This window comes from Parafrankia sp. BMG5.11 (assembly GCF_004337455.1).
In genome coordinates this window covers 1-25,380 of sequence record NZ_SJXI01000065.1, presented here as the reverse complement: position 1 = coordinate 25,380, position 25,380 = coordinate 1, and the positions used below count along the sequence as shown (strand labels likewise).

Annotated in this window: 19 protein-coding genes and 1 pseudogene; 8 read left to right on the top strand and 12 right to left on the bottom strand. The window is 71.2% G+C overall.

All coding sequences use genetic code 11. The features are described 5' to 3' along the window. Positions 1-3: 3 nt before the first annotated feature. The 10 genes from E0504_RS36630 to E0504_RS36585 all read right to left on the bottom strand — a co-directional run bounded on the left by E0504_RS36630 (position 4) and on the right by E0504_RS36585 (position 10,111). Positions 4-255: a biotin/lipoyl-containing protein gene (locus E0504_RS36630; protein WP_112108288.1), complete on the bottom strand. Its 252-nt coding sequence runs from the start codon at positions 253-255 to the stop codon at positions 4-6. Further along, on the bottom strand, positions 252-1,256 hold the full coding sequence (locus tag E0504_RS36625) for an alpha-ketoacid dehydrogenase subunit beta (RefSeq protein ID WP_112108289.1): 1,005 nt from the start codon (positions 1,254-1,256) through the stop codon (positions 252-254). The genes E0504_RS36630 and E0504_RS36625 overlap by 4 nt, the downstream gene beginning before the upstream one ends. Continuing rightward, positions 1,253-2,191, bottom strand: a complete 939-nt coding sequence (locus E0504_RS36620; protein WP_243657784.1) for a thiamine pyrophosphate-dependent dehydrogenase E1 component subunit alpha — start codon at positions 2,189-2,191, stop codon at positions 1,253-1,255. The genes E0504_RS36625 and E0504_RS36620 overlap by 4 nt, the downstream gene beginning before the upstream one ends. Then, positions 2,166-2,639 carry a 2Fe-2S iron-sulfur cluster-binding protein gene (locus E0504_RS54525; RefSeq protein WP_373693975.1) on the bottom strand — a complete coding sequence of 158 codons (474 nt, stop codon included), beginning with the start codon at positions 2,637-2,639 and terminating at the stop codon, positions 2,166-2,168. Before E0504_RS54525 ends, E0504_RS36620 begins: the two co-directional genes overlap by 26 nt. Positions 2,640-2,663: 24 nt before the next feature. Next, the gene (locus E0504_RS36610) at positions 2,664-4,121 is read right to left on the bottom strand and encodes an SRPBCC family protein (RefSeq protein ID WP_200835427.1); all 1,458 of its coding nucleotides are present in this window, start codon (positions 4,119-4,121) and stop codon (positions 2,664-2,666) included. Further along, positions 4,118-5,890: an FAD-binding protein gene (locus E0504_RS36605; protein WP_112108292.1), complete on the bottom strand. Its 1,773-nt coding sequence runs from the start codon at positions 5,888-5,890 to the stop codon at positions 4,118-4,120. Before E0504_RS36605 ends, E0504_RS36610 begins: the two co-directional genes overlap by 4 nt. Before the next feature lie 233 nt (positions 5,891-6,123). Next, positions 6,124-6,645, bottom strand: a complete 522-nt coding sequence (locus E0504_RS36600) for an amidohydrolase family protein (protein WP_368672111.1) — start codon at positions 6,643-6,645, stop codon at positions 6,124-6,126. A 32-nt stretch (positions 6,646-6,677) separates the two neighbouring features. Further along, positions 6,678-7,133, bottom strand: a complete 456-nt coding sequence (locus E0504_RS36595; protein WP_112108293.1) for a hypothetical protein — start codon at positions 7,131-7,133, stop codon at positions 6,678-6,680. 59 nt (positions 7,134-7,192) lie between these two features. Continuing rightward, positions 7,193-7,978 carry a fumarylacetoacetate hydrolase family protein gene (locus E0504_RS36590; RefSeq protein WP_131626754.1) on the bottom strand — a complete coding sequence of 262 codons (786 nt, stop codon included), beginning with the start codon at positions 7,976-7,978 and terminating at the stop codon, positions 7,193-7,195. Positions 7,979-9,298: 1,320 nt separating this feature from the next. Further along, positions 9,299-10,111 (bottom strand): carbon-nitrogen family hydrolase, encoded by an 813-nt coding sequence (locus E0504_RS36585; RefSeq protein ID WP_112108301.1) that lies wholly within the window; start codon positions 10,109-10,111, stop codon positions 9,299-9,301. 317 nt (positions 10,112-10,428) lie between these two features. On the opposite strand from E0504_RS36585, the gene E0504_RS36580 reads away from it, so the two are divergent. Further along, the gene (locus E0504_RS36580; protein WP_112108302.1) at positions 10,429-11,655 is read left to right on the top strand and encodes a cytochrome P450; all 1,227 of its coding nucleotides are present in this window, start codon (positions 10,429-10,431) and stop codon (positions 11,653-11,655) included. Between the two features lie 113 nt (positions 11,656-11,768). Next, a complete protein-coding gene (locus E0504_RS36575) occupies positions 11,769-12,158 on the top strand; it encodes a VOC family protein (protein ID WP_071067259.1) in 390 nt (129 codons plus the stop codon). 7 nt (positions 12,159-12,165) lie between these two features. On the opposite strand, the gene E0504_RS36570 is transcribed toward E0504_RS36575, so the two are convergent. Then, positions 12,166-12,984 carry a tyrosine-protein phosphatase gene (locus E0504_RS36570; protein WP_112108295.1) on the bottom strand — a complete coding sequence of 273 codons (819 nt, stop codon included), beginning with the start codon at positions 12,982-12,984 and terminating at the stop codon, positions 12,166-12,168. A 240-nt stretch (positions 12,985-13,224) separates the two neighbouring features. On the opposite strand from E0504_RS36570, the gene E0504_RS36565 reads away from it, so the two are divergent. The 6 genes from E0504_RS36565 to E0504_RS36540 all read left to right on the top strand — a co-directional run bounded on the left by E0504_RS36565 (position 13,225) and on the right by E0504_RS36540 (position 19,774). Next, a complete protein-coding gene (locus E0504_RS36565) occupies positions 13,225-14,061 on the top strand; it encodes an undecaprenyl-diphosphate phosphatase (protein WP_112108303.1) in 837 nt (278 codons plus the stop codon). Between the two features lie 92 nt (positions 14,062-14,153). Continuing rightward, positions 14,154-14,870, top strand: a complete 717-nt coding sequence (locus E0504_RS36560) for a response regulator transcription factor (protein ID WP_131626761.1) — start codon at positions 14,154-14,156, stop codon at positions 14,868-14,870. A gap of 5 nt (positions 14,871-14,875) precedes the next feature. After that, positions 14,876-16,306, top strand: a complete 1,431-nt coding sequence (locus E0504_RS36555; RefSeq protein WP_112108296.1) for an ATP-binding protein — start codon at positions 14,876-14,878, stop codon at positions 16,304-16,306. A gap of 319 nt (positions 16,307-16,625) precedes the next feature. After that, positions 16,626-17,897 carry a glycosyltransferase family 4 protein gene (locus E0504_RS36550; protein ID WP_071067261.1) on the top strand — a complete coding sequence of 424 codons (1,272 nt, stop codon included), beginning with the start codon at positions 16,626-16,628 and terminating at the stop codon, positions 17,895-17,897. Then, positions 17,887-18,876 (top strand): lysylphosphatidylglycerol synthase transmembrane domain-containing protein, encoded by a 990-nt coding sequence (locus tag E0504_RS36545; RefSeq protein ID WP_112108298.1) that lies wholly within the window; start codon positions 17,887-17,889, stop codon positions 18,874-18,876. The genes E0504_RS36550 and E0504_RS36545 overlap by 11 nt, the downstream gene beginning before the upstream one ends. Positions 18,877-18,928: 52 nt before the next feature. Further along, positions 18,929-19,774 carry an NAD(P)-dependent oxidoreductase gene (locus E0504_RS36540; protein ID WP_112108305.1) on the top strand — a complete coding sequence of 282 codons (846 nt, stop codon included), beginning with the start codon at positions 18,929-18,931 and terminating at the stop codon, positions 19,772-19,774. 135 nt (positions 19,775-19,909) lie between these two features. On the opposite strand, the pseudogene E0504_RS36535 reads toward E0504_RS36540, so the two are convergent. Beyond that, a pseudogene (locus tag E0504_RS36535) lies at positions 19,910-24,986 on the bottom strand (diguanylate cyclase). Positions 24,987-25,380 lie beyond the last annotated feature (394 nt).

The window sequence follows — 25,380 nt, the reverse complement described above, 5'->3', positions numbered from 1 at the left end:
CCGTTAGCTGCATTCGACGTCGATCACGGCGAGTTGCGCCCCGACCGGGTAGACAGCCTCAGGCTCGGCGTCTCCATGCCGGAGCACGCCGGTGGCCGGTGAGAGTACCTCCGTCTCGACCTTGTCGGTCCCGACGAGGTAGAGCGGCTGCTCCTCGTTGACGTGCTCGCCGTCCGCGACCAGCCACTCTATGAAGGTGCCCTCGATCGCCGCCATGGTGAGCTTGGGCATCCGAACCGGAACGATGTCGGTCACTTGACGTACTCCACGGAAGCACGGGCTGCTGCCGTGATGCGGTCGACGCTCGGGTACACAGCGGCCTCGAGACCCACGGCCGCGGGGATCGGCCGGTACCGAGACGCGACACGCTGGACCGGCGCCTTGAGTTGTCCGAAGAGCTCCGAGTTGATGCGTGTGGCGATCTCCGCGCCCGGTCCGGCAAACTCAACCGCGTAGTGCACCATAACCGCCCGGCCCGTGCGGCCCACCGATTCCAGGACAGCCTCCGTGTCGAGCGGGACCAGCGTGCGCAGGTCGAGCACCTCGGCGTCGATGCCCTCGGCGGCGAGTTGCTCGGCGGCCTGCAGCGAGTCGAATACGCCGCGGCCGTAGGTGATGAGGGTGACGTCGCTGCCGCTGCGCTTGATGTCGGCGGTGCCGATCTCGACGACGTGGTCGCCGGCCGGAACTTCACCGCGAATGCCATAACAGGCGATCGTCTCGACGAAGATGGACGGATCGGGATCGAAGATGGCCGCCTTCAGCAGGCCTTTAACGTCCGCCGGCGTGCTCGGCACGATCACCTTCAGGCCGGGAACATGCATGAACCAGCTCTCGAGGGACTGCGAGTGCGTGGCCCCCGACCCCAGTCCGCCGAACGTCGCGGTTCGCACCGTGAGCGGGCACGACGTCCGGTTTGCCGACATGAAGCGCGCCTTCGCCGCGATGTTGACGATCTGGTCCATTGCGATCGCGATGAAGTCCATGATCATGATCTCGGCGACGGGAATCTGACCTTCGAGAGCCGCACCGATCGCTGCACCCGCGATTGCCGCCTCGGAGATCGGAGTGTCCAGGACCCGACTCTTGCCGTGCTTGGTCGACAACCCGCTGGTCGCGCCCGACACGCCGCCGCCCGGGTCGGCCAGGTCCTCGCCCAAGAGGAAAACGCGTGGATCGGCGGCCAACGCCTCGTCGAGCGCTTCGTTGATCGCGCCGACGACCGTCAGGGTCTTTGTGTCAGCGATAGTGGTCATGCCGGAATGCCTTTCATGTCGACGAAGAAGTCCTTCTCGAGCTCGTCGAGCCCGGGTACGGATGCGGCCAGAACCTCCTGGAGCGCCGTATCGACTTGCTGCGTCGCCTGCTCGTCTATGGCGGCGAGTTCGTCCTCTGACGACACGCCGTTGTCGAGGAGCTTCTGCCGGTAGCGCGGGATGGGATCGACCGCCTCAGCGGCGGCGAGTTCGTCCGGTGGCATGTATGACATCTGGTCCCCGGTATAGTGGCCTTTGAAGCGGAAGGTGACGCATTCCAGTAGCGTCGGACCACCGCCGCCGCGGCTCCGTTCGGCGGCCACGGTGACCGCCTGGTACACCGCCTCCGGGTCGTTGCCGTCGATCCGCAAGCCCGGCATCGCGTACGCGAGCGCCCGGTCGGCGACCTGGTCGATGTGCATCGTGTCGCCGATCGGCGTCATCTCCGCGAAGAGGTTGTTCTGGCAGACGAAGATGACCGGCAGCTGCCAGGTCGACGCGAGGTTCATACCCTCGTGGAACGACCCGGTGTTCGTCGCGCCGTCGCCGAAGCAGACGGCCGCGACTCGGTCACTCCCCTGCTGCACGGCCGCCAAGGCCAGCCCGACGGCGACCGGGACGCCCGCACCGACGATGCCGGTGCAGAGCATGACCCCCTGCTCGGGTGCGGTGATGTGCATCGTCCCGCCCTTGCCACGAGATGCGCCGACGCTATGGCCGAGCACCTCACCAATCACCTGGGTCAGCGGCACGCCCTTGCCGATCAGGTCGTGCAGCCCGCGGTAGGTCGTGACCAGCCGGTCGTCGGTGCGAAGGGCGGCCCCCATGCCAGCGGGAATTGCCTCCTGACCCCGCGACGGCCAGATGGTGGCGGCGAACTCCCCCCGCAAGATGCCCCGGCGCAGGCGTTCATCGCAGGCGGCGGCGAGCGTCATCGTCGTGTACATCCGCCGGGCGACGTCCTGACTCACGGCAGTCGTCGATATGACTGTCATTCAAGACTCCTTCTGGGCTAGCTCCCCATGTTCCTTCTGACTCCGGCGTCGGTTGGCGGGCACGGGTCATGTTGTTGTCAGTCCCTGTCGCGGTCCGGACGCCCCGTTTCTCGAGGACGAGGCCGTCCTTCTCGACGTGCAGCCGGCAGGCCAGACGCACGGGAGGACTCCGCACCCGCTTGGCCATCCGGAGTCTCATCGCATCGGACTCCTCCTGAGTCATCGGCTCAGCAGCCAGCTCGTCGCCCACGATCTTGGTGAAGCAGGACATGCATTCAGCCTGGCCCCAGCACTTGGTTGGCCAAGTGATTCCCTGTCGCCAAGCCGCCGCGGCCACGGACTCCTTCTCATGTACCTCGATCCGGATGCCCGAGGGCTCAACGGTCACCCAGGGCACGGAACACACCACCCCTCACCGAGTCGCGTCTCCAGCCGGCCGAGTGCTGTAGTCAGCTGCGAGTCGGCGGTCCAACTCCTGGTGCATATTGCTGATGGTCTGCTCCCACAGCTGCGACAACCGGGTCTCGGAGATGCTCTTGGACTTGATCCCGCGCTGCAGGCGCTCCAGGTTTTCGAAGTCCTGGCGCGGGATCAGACCCCAGTGGTCCGTGTCGTCCGTGTCGAAGCGTCCGGTGAGCTCGGCGCGCTCCGGCTCCTGCCCGGCCGGGTACGTGGTCACCGACCAGACCTCGAAGCGGCACCATTCCGGGTCGTCGTTGTAGGGCCGCACCCGATAGTTCAGCGAGTTGGCGTACATGGGCAGCATCAGGTAGTTGGGAAACAGGAAGATGTCCCCGCCCCAGAGCCTCATCGCCGCCGGATCCGACACCGGGTTCGGGATGCCGGCACCCTTCCAATACTCGAAGAGTGCCTGGATGGCCTTACCGGCGAACTCCGGATCCTTGGGGTCGAGCTCGCCCGCCAGTCCCTCGAACACGTGGATGTCGCGCTCGAGCGCCATCGCGTCCTGACCCGATTGGAGCACGCGGTGGAACTCGATGAAGTCGGACTTGTCCTCCGCATCCTCGACCTCTGCGCCGGGACGGCCGCCGTAGCTCTCCTTGGCGTCGCCGCTCTGGAAGCGGCCGTGTCCGTTCACGAACGCCGTGTACTCGAAGGCTGCCAGATCGGTCTCGTCGCTGTCGTCCTGGTCGAAGGTGTAAAGCTGGGGATGGGTCTGCTTCAGATGCCAGCCCTCGAAGAACGCCTCCTGGGCCAGCTTCCAGTTGCAGTTTATTATGGCTTCCTTCCACCACTTCACCCGCATGTTCCCGACGCCGACCCCGCTGAGGATCTGTGCCGCCGGAAACAGCGCCTCGAGCAGTGGCGGCGCATTGTGGTCCATGTTTATCCACACATGCCCACCCCACGTCTCCACGAGACACTCGCGCAGGGCGAGATCGTCGGGACGGAGCACCTCATCGGAGAAACCTTCCCGTCCGAAGATGTGTGAGCACTGCCCGTCGGTCTTCCACCGCCAGCCATGGAACGGACACGCGATCTGCCCACCAGGGAACCGGCCTGCGCCCACAGCCAGTTGGGTGGCGCGGTGCCGGCAGGCGTTGTGCAAGGCCTTCACCGACCCGTCCTCCTGCCGGACGATCAGGATGGACTGGCCGACGACCTCGTACTCGACGAAGTCTCCCGGCTCAGGGATCTCTTCCTCGCGCGCAGCCATCTGCCACACATGCGGCCAGAGCTTCTCCTTCTCGAGGTCGTAGAACTCTCGGGAGTAGTAGCGCTCGGCGGGCACGTGTAATGAGTCGTTCATGTGGAATGGAACCTTGGAATTCACCTCATCGCCGTTGGGCCCAGCGGCCAGGGCCTGCTCGATCTCGCGCGCGGCGGGTCGGGGGCCAGTCAGGGTCATCGTTGGTCGCCTTTCTCTGGGGGAGCTGTAGCTGGTCGTCTGGTGCCAGGCCGACGGATTGTCCCAATCGAGACGGGAGGTGTCGATGGAGCGGGCACGGTAGCGGACTCGGCCGCATGCTGTGCCGCGATCCAGCCGAAGGCAAATGTCGCACCGATGCTCGCCCCAGCGCCGGGGTAGTGCCTGCCCATCACCGAGGCAGTGCCGTTTCCGGTCGCGTACAACCCCTCGATGGGACGGCCTTTCTGGTCCACGACCCGTGCGTGTTCATCGGTGAGCAGGCCACCGGAGGTGCCCACATCTCCGGGGTAGAGAGCGACGGCGTAGAACGGTCCCTTTTCGATGGTGCCGACACACGGATTAGGCTTGACCGTGGGGTCGCCGTAAAAGCGGTCGTAGGCGCGCTCGCCCTTGTGGAAGTCGGGGTCCTGGCCATGCGCGGCACTCCGGTTATACCGATCGACCGTCTGGCGTAGGTGCGCCGGATCGATGCCACAGATTCCCGCCAGCTCTTCGATCGTGTCCGCGCGTTTCATGTAGCCGCTGGAGATCCAGTCCTTCGGGGTAATCCGCCCAGGAGTCTGGCCCCAGAGATAGCGATTGCGGTTGCGTGAATCGGTGATCCACCAACTGGGCACCGCCGACGCGTTGGCCTCGTGCCGCTTGTACATCTCACGGCCGACCTCCATATAGGACGCAGCCTCGTTGCAGTACCGGTCGCCGTCGCCGTCAACCATGATCGCGAACGGCTTCGAGCGCTCGAAGACGGCGAACAGCGGGTACCCGTTGGGGAGTATCGAGGAGGGGATCCACCATGCCTCGTCCATCAGATCGACCGCGGCTCCAAGGCGCATCGCGGTCTCGATCACCTCGCCGGTGTCCCCGGGGTTGGCGGATGTCCACTCCGCGGAGGAGGGCTGGCGCCCGTACTTCTGGCGCATTTCCGCGTTGCGCGCGAAACCGCCGGCCGCGAGCAGGACCCCGCGCCGTGCACGCACTCGGCGGGCCTGGCCTCCGTGCTCGACAATCCCACCGACGACCCTGCCGTCCTCGACGATGAGGTCAGCAAGCGGACTGTCCGTCCAGATCGGAATACCGGCCCGCTGCAGGCTCATCAGCATGTATCCCTGCAGTGCCGCCCCCGAGCCACGCACCTGCCGGCCACGCGCGGTGGCCCACAAATACCGGCCCACCACCTTGGCCACTGTGCGTACACTCTTCATCGTCCGCGGAGCGACCGCGAGCGGTGCGATGTCGTTCGTGTAGGCCGGCAGCGGTGGGAGGCCTTCGGCGATCCGGAGCTTGGACTCCCACGGCCCGAGCAGGCCAGTGTCGAACAGCTCGGGTTCGATGGCTCGCCCGCGAGCCTTGCCGCCCGGACGTTCGTCGTAATAGTCCGAGTAGCCTTCGCAGTGCCGCAACGGCACGCCGGCGTCGGTCAGGAACTCGACCAACGGCTCGACGGCATCAAGGAAGGCTTCGGTACGGGCCCGTGACGTCGCAGGTCCTTCGTCACCGACGACGGCGGCAAAGTAGTTCCGGGCGTCCTCTCGGCTGTCCTCGACCCCCGCCCGGCGGGATACCGGATTGTCGGGAAGCCAGAGGACCCCGCCGGACATCGCTGTGGAACCGCCGATCTTGTCGGTCTTCTCGACGATGAGCGTCTGCAGGCCCCTCGAATGCGCAGCGAGACCCGCACACAACGCACCGCCGCCACTGCCGACCACCAGGAGGTCGGTGACGTAGTCCCAGCCGTCGGCGGTGGTCATGAGCTCACCTTCTGTACGGCGAACGTCATCGCGTACCTGCACCGGGCGACGTCCTGACGTGCTGCTGTGGTTGATACGACTGTCATCGAAGACTCCTTGTCAGCCAGATCCGAAGCGATGCACGTGGTCAAAGGGCTCGCACACCCAAGTAGCTGCTCTCCAGTACCTCCCGGCTTCGACTCAGCTCCGCCGAGCCGCCTTCGAGCACCAGATCGCCGTGGCTATCGATTGCCTCATCTCACTGGAAGAATGTCGTGCCACTGGAGGAAGACTGTGCGAGCCGTGGCCCAAACGTCATTGGCTGGTGAAAATGCGGAACAGGTCTGAGGGCAGCAGATCGTCGGCGTGGCGTTCGCGCCCGGATGAGACGGCCCCCAGGTAGGAGTAGTCGGCGGCCTCGAGCATGAACGGCACCACCCGATTCCGCTCTCGACAGAGACGAAGTTCAGGCGGGGGAAGCGCTGCAGCACGCCGGATGAGATGAGATCCGCGCACTGGATTCCGTTCTTAAAGAACAGGTCGACGGCTAAATAGGTGATGAAACCGGCGATGCCGTGCACGGCGATCCGATCGGCATTGATCTGCGCTTTCCTACTGCTACTGCCCTCGCCGCCGCCGATGTGGAAGTGCAGCGGCATGTCCGCGTCCTGCGCGGTTGAGTACAGCGGATCCCAATACCGGTCACGCGCGGAGGCAGGCCGAAACGGTGCGGTTCCCCCGTGAACAGAATTGACTTGAACCCCAACTCGGTACACCGCTCGATCTCGGCCACTGACGCCTACACATCTCAGAACGGCAAGGACACGTTGGGAATCAACCGCCGCGGGGCAACCGACACCAACTCATGCTGGAAGTCGTTGTACGCCCGCACGCAGTCCAGCTGCAGCTTCCCGTCGTTCATGCTCAGGAACCACTGAGCTCCGAACCCCGCGATGTTCGGATACAGGACCTGCGCCCAGGTATCCGCCTGGTCCATGTACTTGATCCGTTCGGCCGAACTGTAGGCGCCGGGGTGAACCTCGTCGAACCCCGGAGGGTAGCTCGCCAGAAAGTCCTCCCAACCGGCCGGAGCCGACACACCCACCATGTCGATCTTCATGTCATTCAGAACCCACACGTCTCGACCGTCCTTGTCGCGAAACACGTGCGGCACTCGCTCCACATCCTTCGACGCCACCCGGCTGGTCCACACGTCGGCCGGCTCGGTGATATGACTATCGGCCTCAATGATCAATGCGGTCATCTCAATGCTGCCCCCTCATGTCTTCCGGCTCGATCTTTCAGTCGGTACCAACGCCCGGATCAACTCGCGATCAACTCCTCCCTTGCGATCTTGTTGATCAAGGTGCCCACCCCCTCGACGGTGACGGTCATGACGTCGCCCACGTCGACCCGCGACACCGGAACCGGAGTGCCCAAAGCGATCAGGTCGAACCGGCGCAAGGTGAACAGTTGCGAGGCCCAGCTGATGGTCTCCAGCACGTCCCAGGTGTAGTCCGCCGTATTGCCCAGCTGGCTCGGTACACCGTTGACGGACCCGCTGATCACCAACCCCTTCCTAACCTGGTCCGGGCTCACATCCGTATCAATCCAGGGGCCGAATGAGGCGAACGTGTCCACCGACTTAGCACGCATGAAGTCCATGTCCTCCACCCCTTGATCGGTCAGAGTCATGTCATTCACACAGGTGAACCCGAGAATCGCATCACGAGCACCCTCAGGACTGACCCGCCGAACATCGCGACCCAGAACCACACCCAGCTCCGCCTCACCATCCAACGTGTTCGGCATATCGAACGGCTTGATGATCGAACATCCATGCGCATTGACTGATGTGATCAGCTTGGAAGTGAACTTCGGCGACGTCTGACGGGCCACCTCGGGCTCGCGACCGAAGCGAAACGCACCCAATACAGCCAGAATCTTCGTCGGCTCAACCGGCGCCAGAAACTCCACATCACCAATCGCCACGCGCTCACCAGTACGCTCAGCGCGCTCGGGCTCGCCCTCACCAAGCAGGTACAACTGCTCACCATCGACGTGACAAAAACGCGGCACGCCACCAACACGGACACGGGCGAAACGCATACAGAAACTCCTTCAGGTCGATCGGTCGGCATAGACGCCGCAGGTCATTCGCGGACCGCTCCAGCACCTGGTGCCATCAGTGGGCCTCGCGACGCACCGACGAAGATTCACCGCCACGTGTCGCCGCGGGCCGCGCTAACGCACGGGCATTGATCGACGCTGGAAAGCTAGTGCTGGGACCGGCAATGTTCGCCCTGTCCGTCGTGGCCAGGTGGATGGATGGCAAGGCGCCGGGATCCGCCGCGTAGCAGCGCTCCTCGAGGATTCCGGCAACGCCGCCAGGCGCCGCCGGGGCACGGCGGGCAGGGTAAACGTTGCCGGTCCCAGCACCAGGAAGGTCTCAGAATCCCAGCGATCCGACCACCTCATGTGGCTCCACGACCGCAGCAGCACCCCCACTCGTATGGTTATCCATATGACCGGTTGTCCGGCAGTCTAGCGAGGTGTGATGCCAAGCACAATGCCCTCGTATAAGCCAGATCGGGAGTCTCGTCGGTGGCCGCGTTGCACCATGTCGGGTTTGGTGTGACTGTCCCGTTTGAGCACAATTACTCCCGTCTGCGCAGGTCGGTGCGCAGGTCAGACGGGGGTGCGACGGCGAGGAGATCCTGGTGCACTGGCACGCGCCTCACACACCAGCCCGCCCGGACATCCGGGCGGGCTGTGGCGTTCCTGGGCCCCGTAGACGGCGCCCTCAGATGGACGCGGAGCGCCGTTCGGATACCGGCCTTCGGATACCGGCCGGAGTGATGCCGGGACGGGGGTTTGGCCGACCCGCCCCTGGGTACTAGGCGAATTGGGGTGCCGCGGGGCTGCCATCTCGCACGACAGTGGCCTACGGCGCCCCGCCCGGCCGCCGACCCCACTCTGTCAATCCCGGGCCGGCGGTCTGGAGACGTTGCCCCCGGCGCCGTTGGCGTCATCTCGGCCCTGGAGGTGGCCCTCCGTCCGGGGCGGAGCCGGCGATATCCGCACACCCGGGCGGGACCATCGGCCCGCTGGACACCACCGGCGGGCCGTGGCCGTTCCGGGGGCGAGGACGGCGCCCTGAGATCGACGGAGACGGCCGACCAGCCAGGTGCTCGCCATGTCCGCGACGGTGGCCAGCGCGCTCGGCGAGCACGCCGACGCCGCCCGGACGGCGGACATGGCCGCGTCGCTGGCCGTCGAGGCGGGTGACGCCCAGGCGGCCGGGCTCACGTGGTCGGTCGCCGCCGGCGCACTGGCGAAGCAGGACGGCCGGACACGGGCGTCGCTGGACGTGGATCGCACCGTTCGGGACCTCCACGGGTCTCGTGTCCGAGGCCCCGGGTGGTGCGGCTACATCAGCCGGGGCCGCCCTACATCGGGTGATGCAAGGCGCCGCGACGCGAGCACTGGGAAGTCGGCGCGCACGGCGGCCAGCCTGGCCCGGTCGAGCACCGCCCGCAGGGTCTGCGGGCCGGTACCGGCCCGGGCCAGCACGGTGCCCCACGGGTCGACGACGAGGCTGGTGCCGGCCAGCTCCACTCCCCCGTGCCGGCCGGCGGCGTTGCAGGCGACGACGAAGACCTGGTTCTCGACCGCCCTGGCCCGCACCAGCAGCTCCCAGTGCTCCAGGCGGGCCAGCGGCCAGGCCGACACCACCACGACCACCTCGGCGCCGCGGTCGACCAGCAGCCGGAACAGCTCGGGGAACCGCAGGTCGTAGCAGGTGGCCAGACCGACGGCCCCGAGCGACGTCGGCGCGACGAACACGTCGTCGCCGGCGGTGAGCAGCGTCGCCTCGGCGGATTCGTGGCCGAACAGGTGGATCTTGCGGTACCGGCCGAGGAGGGCTCCGTCCGGGCCGGCGAGGGCGGTGGTGTTGTGCAGCGCCCCACCGGGAGCGCGCTCGACGATGCTGCCGGTGACGATGTGCAGGCCGCGCTCGGCCGCCACCTCCCGCAGCGCGCCGATCGTGGGGCCGGCCAGCTCCTCGGCATCCTCGCTGTAGCGGTCGAAGTGGAAGTAGCCGGTGCGCCACAGCTCGGGCAGGACGACCAGGTCGGCCTCGCCCGCGCCGAGCCCGCGCAGATCGGCCAGGACCCGCGCGCCGCGGTCGGCCGGCGACTCGTCGTCCGGGCAGGCGATCTGGAGCAGCACCACCCGCACGGACGCACCGGTCACGCCCCCATGCTGTATCAGCCGTGCCGGCCTGTCGACGGTCGTCCGGCGGCGAAGGTCAGCCCCGGAGACAATGTTGACTGCGCCATACAATTAGATGATTCTGTGAGGGGCGTCACCCGACGCACGATATGCCCAGGCCAGACGGTTGGGCCGGGGGCGTGCGTCGGCACGCACCGGGCAGGACGGCGACAAGGAGCACGGACCGTGGCGGACGCATCCGAGATCACAGCGCCCTCGAGGACGCCGGCGGACCGGCGGACCCGCGCGACCGCGCTGGCGACCGCACCGGCGGGGGCGCGGCGATGACGACGGTGACGACGGAAACCAGCGACGCCGCCGGCGACGTCTACTACGACCCGTACGACTTCGAGATCGACGCCGACCCGTACCCGGTGTGGCGGCGGATGCGGGACTCCGTGCCGCTGTACTACAACGTCAAATACGACTTCTACGCCGTCAGCCGGTTCGACGACGTCGAGAAGGCCATGGGCGAGCCGGACATCTTCCTCTCGGGCCGCGGCACGCTCATCGAGCTGATCAGGTCGGACATCCGCTTCCCTCCGGGCAACATCCTCTTCGAGGACCCGCCCCTGCACGACCTGCACCGCGGCATCCTCGGCCGGGTCTTCACCCCGCGCAGGATGCTCGCGATCGAGCCGGAGGTGCGCGAGTTCTGCGCCCGCTCGCTGGACCCGCTGGTGGCCGCCGGCGACTTCGACTTCATCGCCGACCTCGGCGCCCAGATGCCCATGCGGACGATCGGCATGCTGCTCGGCATCCCCGAGCAGGACCAGGAGGCGATCCGCGACGCCATCGACGAGGGCCTCACCCTCACCGAGGGCGCGCCGAAGCCGCTGCCCGCTGATCCCCTCGCCCGCTCCGAGGGCATGTTCGCCGACTACCTCGACTGGCGGGCGCGCAACCCCTCGGACGATCTCATGACCGACCTGATCACCGCCGAGTTCGAGGACGAGACGGGCACGACCCGCCGGCTGACCCGCGCCGAGGTCCTGACCTACGTGAACATGCTGGCGAGCGCCGGCAACGAGACGACCGCCCGGCTGATCGGCTGGACCGGGAAGATCCTCGCCGAGCACCCGGACCAGTTGCGGCAGGTCGCGCAGGACCGCTCGCTGGTCAACCAGGTGATCGAGGAGGTGCTCCGTTTCGAGGCGCCCTCCCCGATCCAGGCCCGCTACGTCGCCCGGGACGTCGAGGTGCACGGCCAGACGGTGCCGGAGGGCAGTGTCATGGTGCTACTCAACGGCTCGGCCAACCGCGACGAGCGCCAGTTCGTCAACGGCGACAGCTTCGACATCCACCGGTCGATCAGCCGTCATGTCAGCTTCGGCCGCGGGCTGCACTTCTGCCTGGGCGCCGCGCTCGCCCGCCTCGAGGGACGGGTGGCGCTGGACGAGGTGCTCAAGCGCTGGGACCACTGGGAGGTCGACTACGACCGCGCCGTCCAGGCCCGCACCTCCACCGTCCGCGGCTGGGCGAAGCTCCCGGTCACGGCGACGCCGAGGTGACCCCGCCCGCGCGACGGGCACCGAAGAACGACCGGGGCCGGGACCCGGACGAACGAGTACCGGACGAACAGAGCCGGCCGAGTGAGAGCCGGCAGACCTACTGAGGGAGTGCCTTGACGCTGCAGCGGATCGAGGTCGGGCTGGTCAGCACCGACGAGTCCCTGGCGGAGTTCTACGCCACCACGTTCGGGATGGAGCGCCTGCCCGGCATCGAGGCGGGCCCCGGAGTCGTGCACCGACTGCGGACGTCCGACATCGTGATCAAGGTGATGGTCCCCAAGCGGGCGCCGGCGGCCACCGAGCCGGCCACGCACTTCTTCGCCGCGACCGGGCTGCGGTACATCACCCTCTACTCGGACGATCTCGACGGCATCGTCGAGCGGGCCACCGCCCACGGCGGCAAGGTGACGCACGGCCCCGCGTCCATCGGGCCCGGTGTGCGCATCGCTGTGCTGCAGGACCCGGACGGCAACGCGGTGGAGGTGGTCGAGGGCGCCTCCTGAGGCATCCTCATCCCTGCCCGAGCGGCTCGACGAGTTGGGCTCGCAGCCGCTCGGGCAGGTCGGGGGCGATCCCGGCGGCCTCCTCGAGGTAGCCCTGCACCGACCCGTGCCGCTCGGTGAGGGCCGCCAGCAGCGTGCCCAGTGCCTCCCTGGGCGCGCCGAACACGGCCCGGTAACGCTCGACGTCCACGTCGGTGCCGTCGAGCCGGCGCCGCAGCCGCGCCATCTTGGGGTCGGTGTAGTGGACGGCGCTGAGCTCGAAGTCGTCGAGGATCACCGCCTCGTCGACGCCGAGAAGCGAGAGCAGCAGCGCGGCGGCGACCCCGGTCCGGTCCTTGCCGGCCGTGCAGTGGAACAGGGCCGGCGTCGCGTCCGGCTCGGCGAGCCCGGTGAGGAGTCGGCCGAACGTCGGTGCGCCCGTCTCGGCCATCGCGTCGTAGACGCGCGCGAGGAAGTCCGGCGGCACCTCTGCCAGCCGGCCCGCGACGACGAGATCGGTCAACTCCCTGGTCCGCGCCGCGCTGCCGCCGATGGCGAGCCGCTCGCACCGGACCCCGCCGGGTAGCAGCGACGGCGCCCGCTCGATCTCGGCCTCGGTCCGCAGGTCGTAGACGACCCGCAGGCCGAGTTGCTCGACGGTGGCCAGGTCGGCGGCGGTGAGGCGGTGCAGCGCCGCCGACCGGTAGACCCGGCCCCAGCGCACCCGGCCCCCGCCCGTGGTCGGGTAGCCGCCCAGGTCACGGACGTTGACGGCGCCCTCGAGGCGCACCAGCCGCACCCTGTCCTCGCCCGACCTGTCCTCGCCCGACCCGGGCCCGGGCGTCACCGTCGCTCGATGCGCGCGGCGACGTCCCGCGACATCCGCAGAACTTCGCTCTTCATGTCGGGAACTGTATTCCGACGCCCTGCCCGGGGCCTGGCAGCGGTCCCGCAGAGCCGTTCCAGGGCTCCCACCTGCGTCTTCGGAGACCACCACATCGTCCTCACATGGGTGCCGTCCTACTCTGCCTGGCACATGACCGCGCGCGGCGCCGCCGTGCCCGAACCAGCCAGAGGATCCAATCCGGTGAGTGCGATCAGCGTCGGCCAGGCCGTCCTCCTCGGGATCGTCGAGGGGGTGACGGAGTTCCTGCCCGTCTCCTCCACCGGCCACCTCAAGATCGCTGAAGGGCTGATGGACATCCCCGTCGACGACAGGTCGGTCGTCGCTTTCACCGCCGTCATCCAGGTCGGCGCGATCGCCGCGGTACTGCTGTACTTCTTCGCCGACATCCGGCGCTTCGTCGGCGCCTTCGCGAACGGGCTCGTCGACCGGGAGGCCCGGCAGCGCCACGACTTCAAGTTCGCCTGCTGGGTCTTCTACGCGACGCTGCCCGTGGTCGCCGTCGGGCTGGCCGCCAAGTCCCTGATCGACGGCCCGCTCGCCTCGCTGTGGGTCGTCGCCGGCTCGCTGCTCGCCGGCAGCGCCGTGATGTGGTTCGCCGACCGGTTCGGCCGCCGCAAGCGCGGTGAGGACGACATCGACCTCACCGACGCCATGGCGGTCGGCTCGTCGCAGATCCTGGCACTGCTGTTCCCCGGCTTCTCCCGCTCCGGCGCGACGATGTCGACGGCGCTGGTGCGCGACCTGGACCGGGTGGCGGCGACCCGGCTGTCGTTCTTCCTGTCGATCCCGGCGCTGACCGGAGCCGGGCTCTACGAGCTGAAGGACGCGGTGGGCGGCGGAGTCTCCGTGCTCCCGCTCGCCGTCGGCACGCTGGTGTCGTTCGTCGTCGCCTACGCCTCGATCGCCTGGCTGCTCCGGTACGTCGCCCGGCACTCGTTCGACCTCTTCGTCGGCTACCGGGTCGCCGTCGCCGTCATCCTGATCGGGCTGCTGGCGACCGGCACGCTCACCACGTGACACCGCGGGCCGGCGGCGCCGGCGTCCCCGGCGTGACGATCGGCCCATCCGGCGCGACGGCCGACACGGCGCCGGCCTTCTACGATCGAGCGGTGCGGGTACTGGTCGTGGAGGACGAGGAGCGCACCGCGGACCTGCTCCGCCGGGGCCTGACCGAAGCGGGTTACGCCGTCGACCTGGTGCACGACGGCACGGACGCGGTCTGGCAGGCCGGCGAGATCTCCTACGACGCCATCGTGCTCGACCTGATGCTGCCCGGCCTCGACGGCTTCGAGGTCTGCCGCCGGCTCCGGGCGGCCCGGCGGTGGTCCCCGATCCTGATGCTCACCGCCCGCGGCGACGTCGACGACCGCATCCACGGCCTCGACGCCGGCGCCGACGACTACCTCGCCAAGCCGTTCAGCTTCGGTGAGCTGACGGCCCGGCTCCGCGCGCTGATCCGCCGCGGTGCCGTCGAGCGGCCGGCCACGCTGCGGGTCGGCGACATCCACCTCGACCCCGCCGCGCGGAGCGTGCGGCGGGCCGGCGAGCCCGTCGACCTGTCGGCCAAGGAGTTCTCGCTGCTGGAGCTGCTGATGCGGCGCCCCGGCGAGGTCCTCACCAGGAGCTACATCCTGGATCACATGTGGGACCTCGGCTACGGCGGCACGTCCAACGTGGTCGACCAGTACGTGCGGTACCTGCGCAGGAAGATCGACCCGGCGGACGGCCTGTCGCGCATCGAGACGGTCCGCGGCGCCGGCTACCGCCTCCGCACCGAGACCACCGAGACCACCGACACAGCTGACACAGCCGAGACGGGGACGTAGCGCCCGTGCCGCTGCGGGTACGACTGACCCTGCTGTTCGTCCTGGGCACCACGCTGGTACTCGCGGCCGCCGGCGTGCTGTTCTACGCGCTGCTGCGCACCAACCTGCGGAACTCCGTCGACGCGAACCTGCGCACCCGGATGGCCGTGCTCGCCGTGCAGGTCCCCGCCGCGGCGGACCCGGCCGCGCAGCTGCGGGCATACGGCGCCGGGCCCGCCCAGCTGCTGCGCCCCGACGGCTCCGTCGCCGCCTCGAACGACAGCGCCGGTCCCGAGCCGCTGCTCGAGCCCGAGCAGGTGGCCACCGCGCTCGTCCGCCCGGAGTTGCTCACATCCGGCGAGCTGCAGGAGCCGGGCGACGATGACGACGACGCGCGCGCGCTGGCCGTCCCGGTGCGGACCGGGGCTCGGGGCGGGGTTCTGGTCGTCGCGACGAGCACCGATCTGACCGACTCGGCCGAGGACCGCGTCCGCAACATCATGGTCAGCGCGACGGCGCCGATGGTCGCGCTCTCCGGGCTCGCGGCCTGGCTGCTGTCGGGCGCCGCCCTGCGCCCGGTCGACCGCATGCGCCGGCAGACCGCCGCCATCAGCGAGTCGGACAGCTCCGCCGAGCTGGACGTGCCCCCGACCCGCGACGAGATCGCCGCCCTGGCCGCCACGATGAACAACCTGCTGCGCCGGCTGCACGCCGCCCGCGCCCGCGACCGGGCGTTCGTCGCCGACGCCGGGCACGAGCTGCGGACCCCGCTCACCAACCTCAAGGCCGAGCTCGAGCTCGCCGGCCGCCCGGCCCGCACCCGTGACGAGCTCGTCGACGCGGTCGCGGGCGCGGCGGAGGAGACCGAGCGGCTGATCCGGCTCTCCGAGTCACTGCTCACGCTCGCCCGGATGGACAGCGGCATCACCGCCCCGCGGCGGCTGGACGTCGGCGACCTCCTCGAGCGGGCCGCCCGCGCCGCGACCGGCCACGCCGAGACCAGGCAGGTCCGCCTCCACCTGGACGCCGACCCGGCCCTCGCCGTGGACGCGGACCCCGATATGCTCCGCCAGGCGGTCGACAACCTGGTGGCCAACGCCATCCGCCACGCGCCGCCCGGCACCGCCGTGGACGTCCGGGCCGGGCCGGGTGAGGCCGGGAGGACCGTCGTCGTGCGGGTGCGTGACCGCGGCCCGGGGTTCCCCCCGGACTTCCTGCCGCGTGCCTTCGAACGTTTCAGCCGCGCCGACGCCGCGCGCACCCGCGACCACGGCGGCGCCGGCACCAGCGGAAACAGCGGCGGGACGGGCCTCGGGGGCACCGGGCTCGGGCTCGCCATCGCCGCGGCGGTGGCGCGGGCCCACCAGGGGACCGCCACCGCCGCCAACCATCCCGACGGCGGCGCCGTCGTCACGCTCACGCTGCCCGCCGCGGGCGGTTCCCCGCCGGACCGGTAGAACCTGGAGGAGTCCCATGTCCGCGCCGGACGGTGGTGTCGGGAAGCCGGCGGCAACGCCCTGACCAGGCGGCCACAGGCGGACGGCAAAATCGTGGGATGCGCGCCCTCGACCCCGGAGCCGGCCCGAGGGACAAGCGGTGACCCGCGCGCCTGGAGCGCTCTCATCAGCGTCACACGATCCAGCGGCGAAGCTCCCCTTCGTGAGAGGTTGTCCACTGCCATCACCAGCCCGCCCCAGCAGCCCGTCCGCCACCGCCCGCCCCCCGCGCGCCCCGGTGATCGCCCGGCAGCGGGAGCCCCTGCCCGCCGTCCACGACATGCCGCGTGTGCTGGTGGTGGCGGACAAGTTCCCGCCGACGATCGGCGGGATCCAGACGTTCGCCTGCCGGCTGACGGCCGGCCTGCCCCCAGACCGGGCCGTCGTCCTCGCCCCGACCCAGCCCGGTGACGCCGAGTTCGACCGCACCCTCGGCTTTCCGGTGATCCGCACCGAGCACGGCATGATCACCTCGCCGCGTGGCCGGCGGGAGCTGCGGGCCGCCGTCCGGGCGCACGGGTGCGAGGTGGCGTGGTTCCCCACCGCCGCCCCGCTCGGCGTGCTCGCGCCGGTGCTGCGCGAGGCCGGCGTCGAGCGGGTGGTGGCCTCCAGCCACGGGCACGAGGTCGCCTGGTCCCGGCTGCCGTTCGGACGGCTGCTGGTCTCCACCGTCGGCGCGCGGGTCGACGTGCTGACCTACCTCACCGAGTTCACCCGCCGCCGGCTCGCGGCGGTCACCCCGCCGGGGACCGAGCTGGCCCGGCTCACCGGCGGCGTCGACACCGAGCGGTTCCAGCCGGGCGCCGGCGGGGACGAGATCCGCCGGGGCCTGGGCTGGTCGGACGAGCCGGTCGTGATCTGCGTGGCCCGCCTCGTCACCCGCAAGGGCCAGGACACACTCATCCGGGGCTGGCACGACGTCCGACGCCGGCACCCGTACGCGCGGCTGCTGCTCGTGGGCGGCGGGCCCGCCGAGGACCGCCTGCGCCGCCTGGCCGCGCGGACCGGCGTCTCCGACGGTGTGCACTTCGCCGGTCCCGTGCCCGAGGAGCTCCTCCCCGCCTACCTCGACGCGGCGGACGTCTTCGCGATGCCGTCACGCACCCGGCTGTGCGGGCTCGACCTGGAGGGCCTCGGGCTCTCCGCGCTCGAGGGGGCGGCCAGCGGCCTGCCGGTGATCACCGGCGCCCAGGGCGGCGCACCGGACGTCGTCATCCCCGGCCGCACCGGCGTGGCCGTCAACGGGCACGACCGCACGGCCGTGGCCGCCGCCGTCATCGACCTGCTCGACGACCCGCGGCAGGCGGAGCGGATGGGCGCGGCCGGCCGCGCGTGGATGCGGGCGGCGTGGAGCTGGGAGACGCTCAGCCTGCGCCTCGCCGGCATCCTCAGCGGGCAGGCCCCGACCGGCGCCGGCGCCGCCGCCGATGCGGCATGGACCGCGGCAGATGCCGAGGATGGGGCAGATGCCGAGGCCGGGGCCCGGACGGCTGTCGCGGTGGGCGGCGCCCGGGTGGGCATGACGGTGCCGGAGCGCGGCGATGGTCGTTGAGGCGCCGGCCGAGGCCGTAGGGCCCGAGCCCGCGTACGGCCGGCGGCCGCCGGCGGGCTCGGCGAGCCACCGGTGGCGGACGGCCCTCGCCTGCGTCGTCCCGCTGCTCGCGGTGCTCTGGCTGCTCCACAGCTGGTCGACGGTCACGGCGAGCGTCCGCCACCTGACGGCCGCGCACCCGGGCTGGCTCGTCGTCGCGATGCTCGCCGCCCTGCCGACCTGGATCGCGGGAGCCGCCAGCCTGCAGGGGGCGGTCGCCCGGCGGCTGCCCGTCGGGCCGATGCTGGCCGTGCAGGTGGCGGGCAGCGTCGCCAACCACGTGCTGCCCGCCGGCTTCGGCGTCGGGGCGGTGAAGCTGCGCTTCCTCAACCGGCACGGCGTCCCCCTGCGCGAGGCGGTGGCCGCGGTCGGACTCGACGCCACCGCCGGAATGATCACCCATGTCGCGGTCCTGGTCGCGCTGCTCTCCGGCGGGTTCCTGCACATGAGCGGGCCACCTGGTGGGCTGATCGCCACGGTGGCCGCCGTGGTGGCCGGGCTGCTCGCGGTCGGCTGGGCCCTGCCGCCGGTCCGGCGGGCGTGCCGGCGCGGCTGGACGCACGTGACGGCCCAGGCCCGGATGCTGGCGGAGATCCTGCGGGTGCCGAGCCGGGCGGTGATGCTCTGGGGCGGCTCCACCGCGATCCCGCTCCTGCACGCGGCGACCCTGCTGTTCGTGGTGCGGGCGCTGCATCTCCCGCTGGCCGCCGGCGCGGTGTTCGCCATCTACTACCTGGCCAGCAGCGCGTCCGCGCTCATCCCGTCGCCGGGTGGTTTCGGCTCGCTGGACGCGGCGCTGACCGCGGCGATCGTCGCGGCGGGGCAGTCACCCACCTCCGCCCTCGCCGCCGTCCTCGGGTACCGGCTGATCACGGTGTGGATCCCGCTCGCGCCCTCGGCCTGCGTCATGGCGGCGCTGGTACGGCGGGGTCACCTCTGACCAGGGAACCCGCGTGTTGGATACAGGTCAATTCTTGCCGAAGGAGGACGCGGTGAAGGTGGGTTTCGTCGGGCTGGGAAGCATGGGGCTGCCGATGGCGCAGCGGATCCAGGCCGAGGGCCACGATCTCACCCTGTACGCCCGGCGGGCGGCCTCGCTGGAGCCGTTCGCGGGCACCGGCGTGACCGTCGCGGCGACGCCGGCGGAGATGGATCCGGGGCTCGACGCGGTCGGGATCTGCGTCTTCGACGCGGACGGCGTCCAGGAGGTCGTGTTCGGCCCACACGGCCTCGTCCGCACCCTGCGGCCCGGTGCCGTCGTGCTCGTGCACAGCACCGTCTCCCCCACGCAGATCCGGGAGATCGCCGCGCGGGCGGCGGAGCACGGTCTGCGCGTCCTCGACGCGCCGGTGAGCGGCGGTGCCCCCCGGGCACTGGACGGCAAGTTGACGATCATGATCGGCGGGGACACCGAGGCGGTCGCCGCGGCGCGCGAGCTGCTGTCGACGCTGTCCGACCACGTCGTCCACCTCGGCCCGGTCGGGGCCGGATCGCACGCGAAACTCATCAACAACACGCTGTTCGCCGCGCAGATCGCGCTCACGGACGCCGCGATGGCGGCCGGCGGATCCCTGGGCGTCGACCCCGAGGGCCTCGCGGCGATCCTGACGACCAGCAGCTCGGCGTGCGTCGCCTCCGGGTTGCGCCTGCGCGCCGGCTCCCTGGCCGCCATCGCCGCGACACCGGCCGGCCCGACACTCGCCAAGGACGTCACGCTGATGGCGGGCGCGCTCGACAACGCGGCCGGGGACGTGCCCGGGGACGTCCCCGGGCACGAGCTCATCGACGTGGCGCGGCGGTTCGTCGCCGCGATACAGGAGACCGGAGGCGCACGATGACCACAGCTCTGACAGCCGGGTACGGGGCCGTGGGGCACGGTGTCGAGGTCCCGTTCGGTGCGCTCAGCCGCCGTTGAAGGGAGCGCGGCCGCGTTCGAGCCCGGCCTCTCGCCCGCGCCGTGGTAATCCGGGTGCTCAACGGGTGACGGGGCGCGGGAGGGGGCCTTCCACCCGGTCCCGGCCGCCGCGCTTGGCCCGGTAGAGCTCGACGTCGGCGCGTTCGACGAACGCCGCCACCTCGTCGCCCGGGGCGGGAATGGTCGCCGCGACCCCGATGCTCACGGTGACGATCCGGTGGATCACCAGCGGATGCGGCTCGGCCAGCTCGACGACCGCACGGCGCAGGTGCCGGGCCAGCTCGACGGCGGTCTCCGGGCCGGTGTCGGGCATGACGACGGCGAACTCCTCCCCGCCGAACCGCGCCGCCGTATGGGTGGGCCGCAGGCTCGCGGCCAGGCCGGCGGCGACCCGCTGCAGGCACCGGTCACCGGCGGTGTGCCCGAAGTGGTCGTTGTAGAGCTTGAAGTGGTCGATGTCGATCATCGCCAGCGCGATCGGCGTCGAGTGCAGCCGGGCGCGGTGCCACTCGGCGTCGAGGACCTCCTCGAGGCGCCGCCGGTTCGCCAGGCCGGTGAGCGAGTCGGTACGCGAGAGCTGCTCCAGCCGCCGGTTGGCGGCGGCGAGCTGCTGGGTGCGCTCGGCGACCTTGCGCTCCAGCGAGGCGTACACCAGGGCGTTGTCGAGAGAGACGGCCAGCTGCCCGGCGATGAGCATGATCCCTTCGAGGCGTTCGGTGGCGAACGCACCGCGGATCATCCGGTTCTCCAGCAGCAGCATCGCCCGCAGCCTGCCCCGGATCATGAGGGGGACGGCCAGCAGGGAGCAGCGGTCGATGTCGGTGAAGTACGGGTCGCGGCAGAACCGGTCGTCGCGGATCGAGTCGACGACGACGACCGGCTCCCGGGTGCGTTCGGCGTAGCGGACGACCGAGGCCGGCAGCAGGCGCCGCCGGGCGGCCTCGGGCAGCGGCACGGAGCCGCCGTTCCCGACCGGCACCAGCCAACCCTGATCCTGCTGGTCACGGAGCAGCAGGTGGACGCCGGTCGCGCCGGCCATCTCCGACAGGATGCCCGCGACCCTGGCCCGCAGCCCGCCGACGTTGGTCTCGGAGCTGAGCGTGCGCGACGCCGCCGAGCAGATCGATGGTCCCGGTCGTCAGGACGGCGCGCCGCCCGGCCGGTGGGTCCGCGCCCGACGCGTTCGCCGGCACCGGCGCCGGGCGGGCGACGTCGGCGGCCGGACCCGCCACGTCGGACCCGGTGAGTCCGCCGGGCCCGGTGATGCTCTCAGGCCTGACGAGTCCACCGGGCCCGGTGAGCTCGACAGGCCCGGCGGGCAGCGCCGGGTGGGCCCAGTCAAGCTGGGCGACCTTCGCCGTCGCGCCCCACGCGAGGTAGTGGCGGCGGGCGGCGGCGAGCAGCACGTGGCCGGCCTCCTCCAGCCCGTGCGCCAGGTAGAACCGCGCCGCGCGCTCCAGGATCAGCGCCTGGTGCCACGGCCGGGCCCGGGTGGCGGCCTCCCGCTGCGCCACGCCGTACGCGTAAGCCGCCTCGCGGAACTCCCCGGCCGCCCAGGCCCGCTCCGCCTCCACCAGGCGCAGCAGGTGCAGGTAGTTGGACGGCGCGTCGGCCGCGCGCGCCGCCAGCCAGTCGATCGACTCGTCCAGCTCGTCCAGCTCGGCCAGCACGGCGGCACGCCGGGACGGCACCGCGGCCCGGGCCTGGCCGGCCAGCGCCAGCGAGCGCAGCAGCCGCGCCAGCGCCGTCGAGTAGTGCGCCTGGACGGCCGGCAGCACCGCCATCGCCCCCGCGGTGTGCCGGGCCAGCTCCACCGGGTGGTCGAGGATGGCCGCGGCGACCGCCCGGGTGATGTGCAGTTGGGCGGCGGCCAGCGGGTTGGCGGCCAGCAGCTCCGCGCCCAGCCGGCCCAGGTCGGACGTCCCGTCGGCCGCCGGGGGGCCGGCCGCGCCGCGGAGCACGTCCGTCAGGTGGCGGTACATGCAGAACGTCTCCTCGGCGTGGCCGTTGCCGGTGCACGCGGCGAACGCCAGCGCCTCGTCGACCTCGGCGGCGACGACGTCGAGGGACGGCGCGCAGTCGAACAGGCCGTACACCAGCGCGTAGTGGGTCCAGCACGCGTTCTGCAGGTCGCCGCTGCGGATCAGGCCCTCCAGGGCGCGGCGCGCCGCGCCCACGTTCTCCTCGAGCGGGTCGAACCAGTGACCGGCGCCGAGCACATACAGGAAACGCACCTGCCACAGCGCGGGTTCGTAGCCGCGGGCCCGGCAGACCTCGATGATCCGCCGCAGCGCCCGCCACCCGGTGCGATAGTCGTCGCGCCGGACGACGGCGGCGAACCCGGCGTGGCCGGCAGGGCCGGCCAGGGCCGGGCCGGGACCGTCCCGGATCCACATCCGCAGTGTCTGTATGGCCAGCCAGGCCAGCATCTGCTGGTCCTCGAAGAACGCGGCGGGCATGAGCCGGTTGATGAGCTCGGCGGCGCCGGACCCCGCCAGGTCCGCGCCACGGGCCCGCCGCAGGTCGTCGGCCGTCGTGGTCCGCTCGAGCCACTGATCGAGCGTGTCCAGGCCGCGGTCGATCTCCCCGTCGAGGTCGTCCCGCTCCGGGATGGCGAGGCCGAGCCACCGCAACTGCTGGTAACCCAGACTCAGCGCCGCCCCCGCCCGGCCCCGGTTGGTGAGGCTGCTGACCTGGACCAGGGTCGCGGCCGTGCGCCGCGCCGGATCGGCGCACAGCCGGCCGAGGGTCCCGTACTCCTCGTCGGCGTCCTCCAGCCGGCCGGGCATGTACAGGGCGGCGTGCCGGCCGGTGTGCACCTCGATCAGCTGGTCGGTGTCCGCCGGGTCGGTGAACGCCACCGCGGCGGCCAGCAGCCGCTCCGCCAGCGGGTAGTTGCTCAGCAGCGTGGCCTCGTCGGCGGCACGCCGCAGCAGGTCGGCGGTCAACCGCCGCTCCGCGGGCAGGCGCACCTCGTCGAGCACCGGCAGGTACTGCGCGGCCGCGACGGCGAGGTACTCGGGCCGGCCGGCGAGCCGCCGGGCCAGGGCCAGCCGCAGAGCCCGCTCCGCCGGCCCGGTGAGGCCGGCCAGGACGGCCTCCTGCGCCCGGTCGTGGCGGAAGCGCACGCCGCGTCGCCCGTCGGTCTCCAGCACCAGCAGCCCGCGTGCGAACGCCGGGGCGAGCCGCCGCTCAAGCTCCCACGCCGCCTGCCCGGTCGCGGCCGCCAGGAGCTCGAACTCCACCTGGCCGGCCAGGCACGCGGCCGCCGCCAGTGCCTCCCGGGCGGGCGGGGCCAGCGCCGCCACCCGGGCGCGCAGCAGCTCGATCACGTCCGCCCGGGCGAGCCGGGCGCGCAGCGTCTCCGGCGCCCACCGCCAGCGGCCGGCCACCCGGGTCAGCAGGCCGTCGTGGCGCAGCGAGTTGACCAGCTCGACGGTGTCGTACGGATTGCCCCCGGTGGCCGGCGCGATCAGCCGCGCGAGCTGCCGGCCGCGCTCCGGAGGCAGCCGCAGCAGGTCGGTCACCATGGCGGCCTGGTCGGGCGGGGGCAGGTTCCGCAGCCGCAGGTGGCGCGGCCCGGCCGGCTGGCGCCGCCAGCGCGCGAGCATCGGCGCCATCGGGTGCGTGGCGTCGACCTCGTCGTCCCGGTAGGCGCCGACGACCAGCAGCCCCTCGTGGTCCTTCTCTCCGCCGAGGATCAGGTCGAGCACGCCGAGCGGGGTCCGACCGGCCCACTGCAGGTCGTCGACGAAGATCACCAGCGGACGTTCCCGGGACGCGACGGCGCGCAGCGTCTCGGCGGCGCCGCGCTGCGCACGTACCTGCGCGGTCATCGGGTCGCCCGCCTTCGGCGGGATCCGCAGCAGCACGGCCAGCTCGGGCACCACAGCGGCGGCCATGCCGGCTCCGGGGCCCAGCCCGCCCAGGAGCCGCTCCCGGACCTCGTCCAGGGAGCCCTCCGGCTCGGCCAGCAGCAGCCGGCCCAGCGCCCGCAGCGCCTGGCGGACCCCGTCGTACTCCTGGTCCCGCCGGTACTGGTCGAACTTGCCCGTCACGAACCAGCCGCCGGCACCGGCCACGATCGACCGCAGCTCGTTCACCAGGGACGTCTTCCCCACCCCGGGCACCCCGGCGACGAGAATCCCGCGGCAGCGGCCCGCCACCGCGTCGGTGAACGCCGCGCGGAGCTCGCCGGTCTCCCGCTCCCGGCCGGCCAGCCGGGACGGCGTCAGCGGCCGCTCCGGAAGATCGTGCTCGCCGGGCCGCACGCACGCGCCGCGGTGCACCAGGACGAGGTCGAGGGCCAGGCCCTCGGCACTCTGGTAGCGGTCGTCCGGCTCCTTCTCCAGCAGGTGCATGACGACGTCCGACAGCCCGGCCGGCAGTGCCGGGTTCACCACCGACGGCGCCACGGGCACCCGGGTGAGATGGTCGTGGATGATCCGCAGCGGGTCACCCGAGCCGAACGGCGGCGCGCCGGTCGCCAGCTCGTACAGGGTGGCGCCGACGGCGTACAGGTCGGCCCGCTGGTCGACGGGGCTCCCCGTCCAGCCGGTCTGCTCCGGCGCGAGGTAGGGCACCGTCCCGACGATCTCGTTGTGATGGGCGAACCCGGGCTGGATCTCGGTGGCGGTCGTCGCGAGCGCGAAGTCGATCAGGTACGGCCGGTTCCCGGCCCGGTTCACCACGATGTTCGCCGGGCTGATGTCCCGGTGCAGCACACCGCGCCCGTGCATCCCCGCCACCGCCCGGGCGAGCGCCCCGGCCAGGTCGACCAGCTCGGCCGGGTCCATGGGCGTGACCCGCCGGGACAGGTCCGCGCCACCGACGTCGGCCAGCAGGAGGCCGCCGAGGCCGGCCAGCGGGACGCCGCCCCTGTCGGCCAGAAGGGCGGAGCCCGCGCCGTCGAGCTCGGCGGCCGGCAGGGCGGGGGCCGGGCCGTCGGGCCCGGCGCCCACCAGGTGTGCGACCCCCTCGACCCCGGCCAGCCGCTCGAGGATGTCGACCTCGTGGCGCAGCCGCCACCGGGCGCCCGGACCCAGCGGTTCCTTGCGGATCACGCTCCCGGCCGGGAGCAGCAGCCTCGTCACCCTGGTCCGGGCCGTCTCGTGCAACAGCTCCGTCCGCACCATCGCCGGCGGGTCCCGGCTCGGTGGCGTCTGCTGGGATCCCCATCCGCAAACCCCCACACCGAGCAGCGTGCTGCCCGCTCGTCCAGTCTGCCCCCGATCACGGGGTCACCAACGGGACGGTCGCTGGCGGGTCCCGGCGGCTCCCGACACCGCCGGGACAGTCCCGGGCGCGGTTGCTTTCAGGGCTCGCGAAGGCTATAAGTGGGTTAGCACTCGACAGGGTTGAGTGCCAACCTCTGGCGCGACGGGTGCCCGGGCCGACGGCCCGATCATCATGTTCGTTTGGGCCCCGCCGGCGGCAGGCACTCCTCCGCATGGCTCAAGCCCAGGAGGAAACACTCCAATATGCCGAAGATCATTGCCTTCGACGAAGAGGCACGGCGCGGCCTGGAGC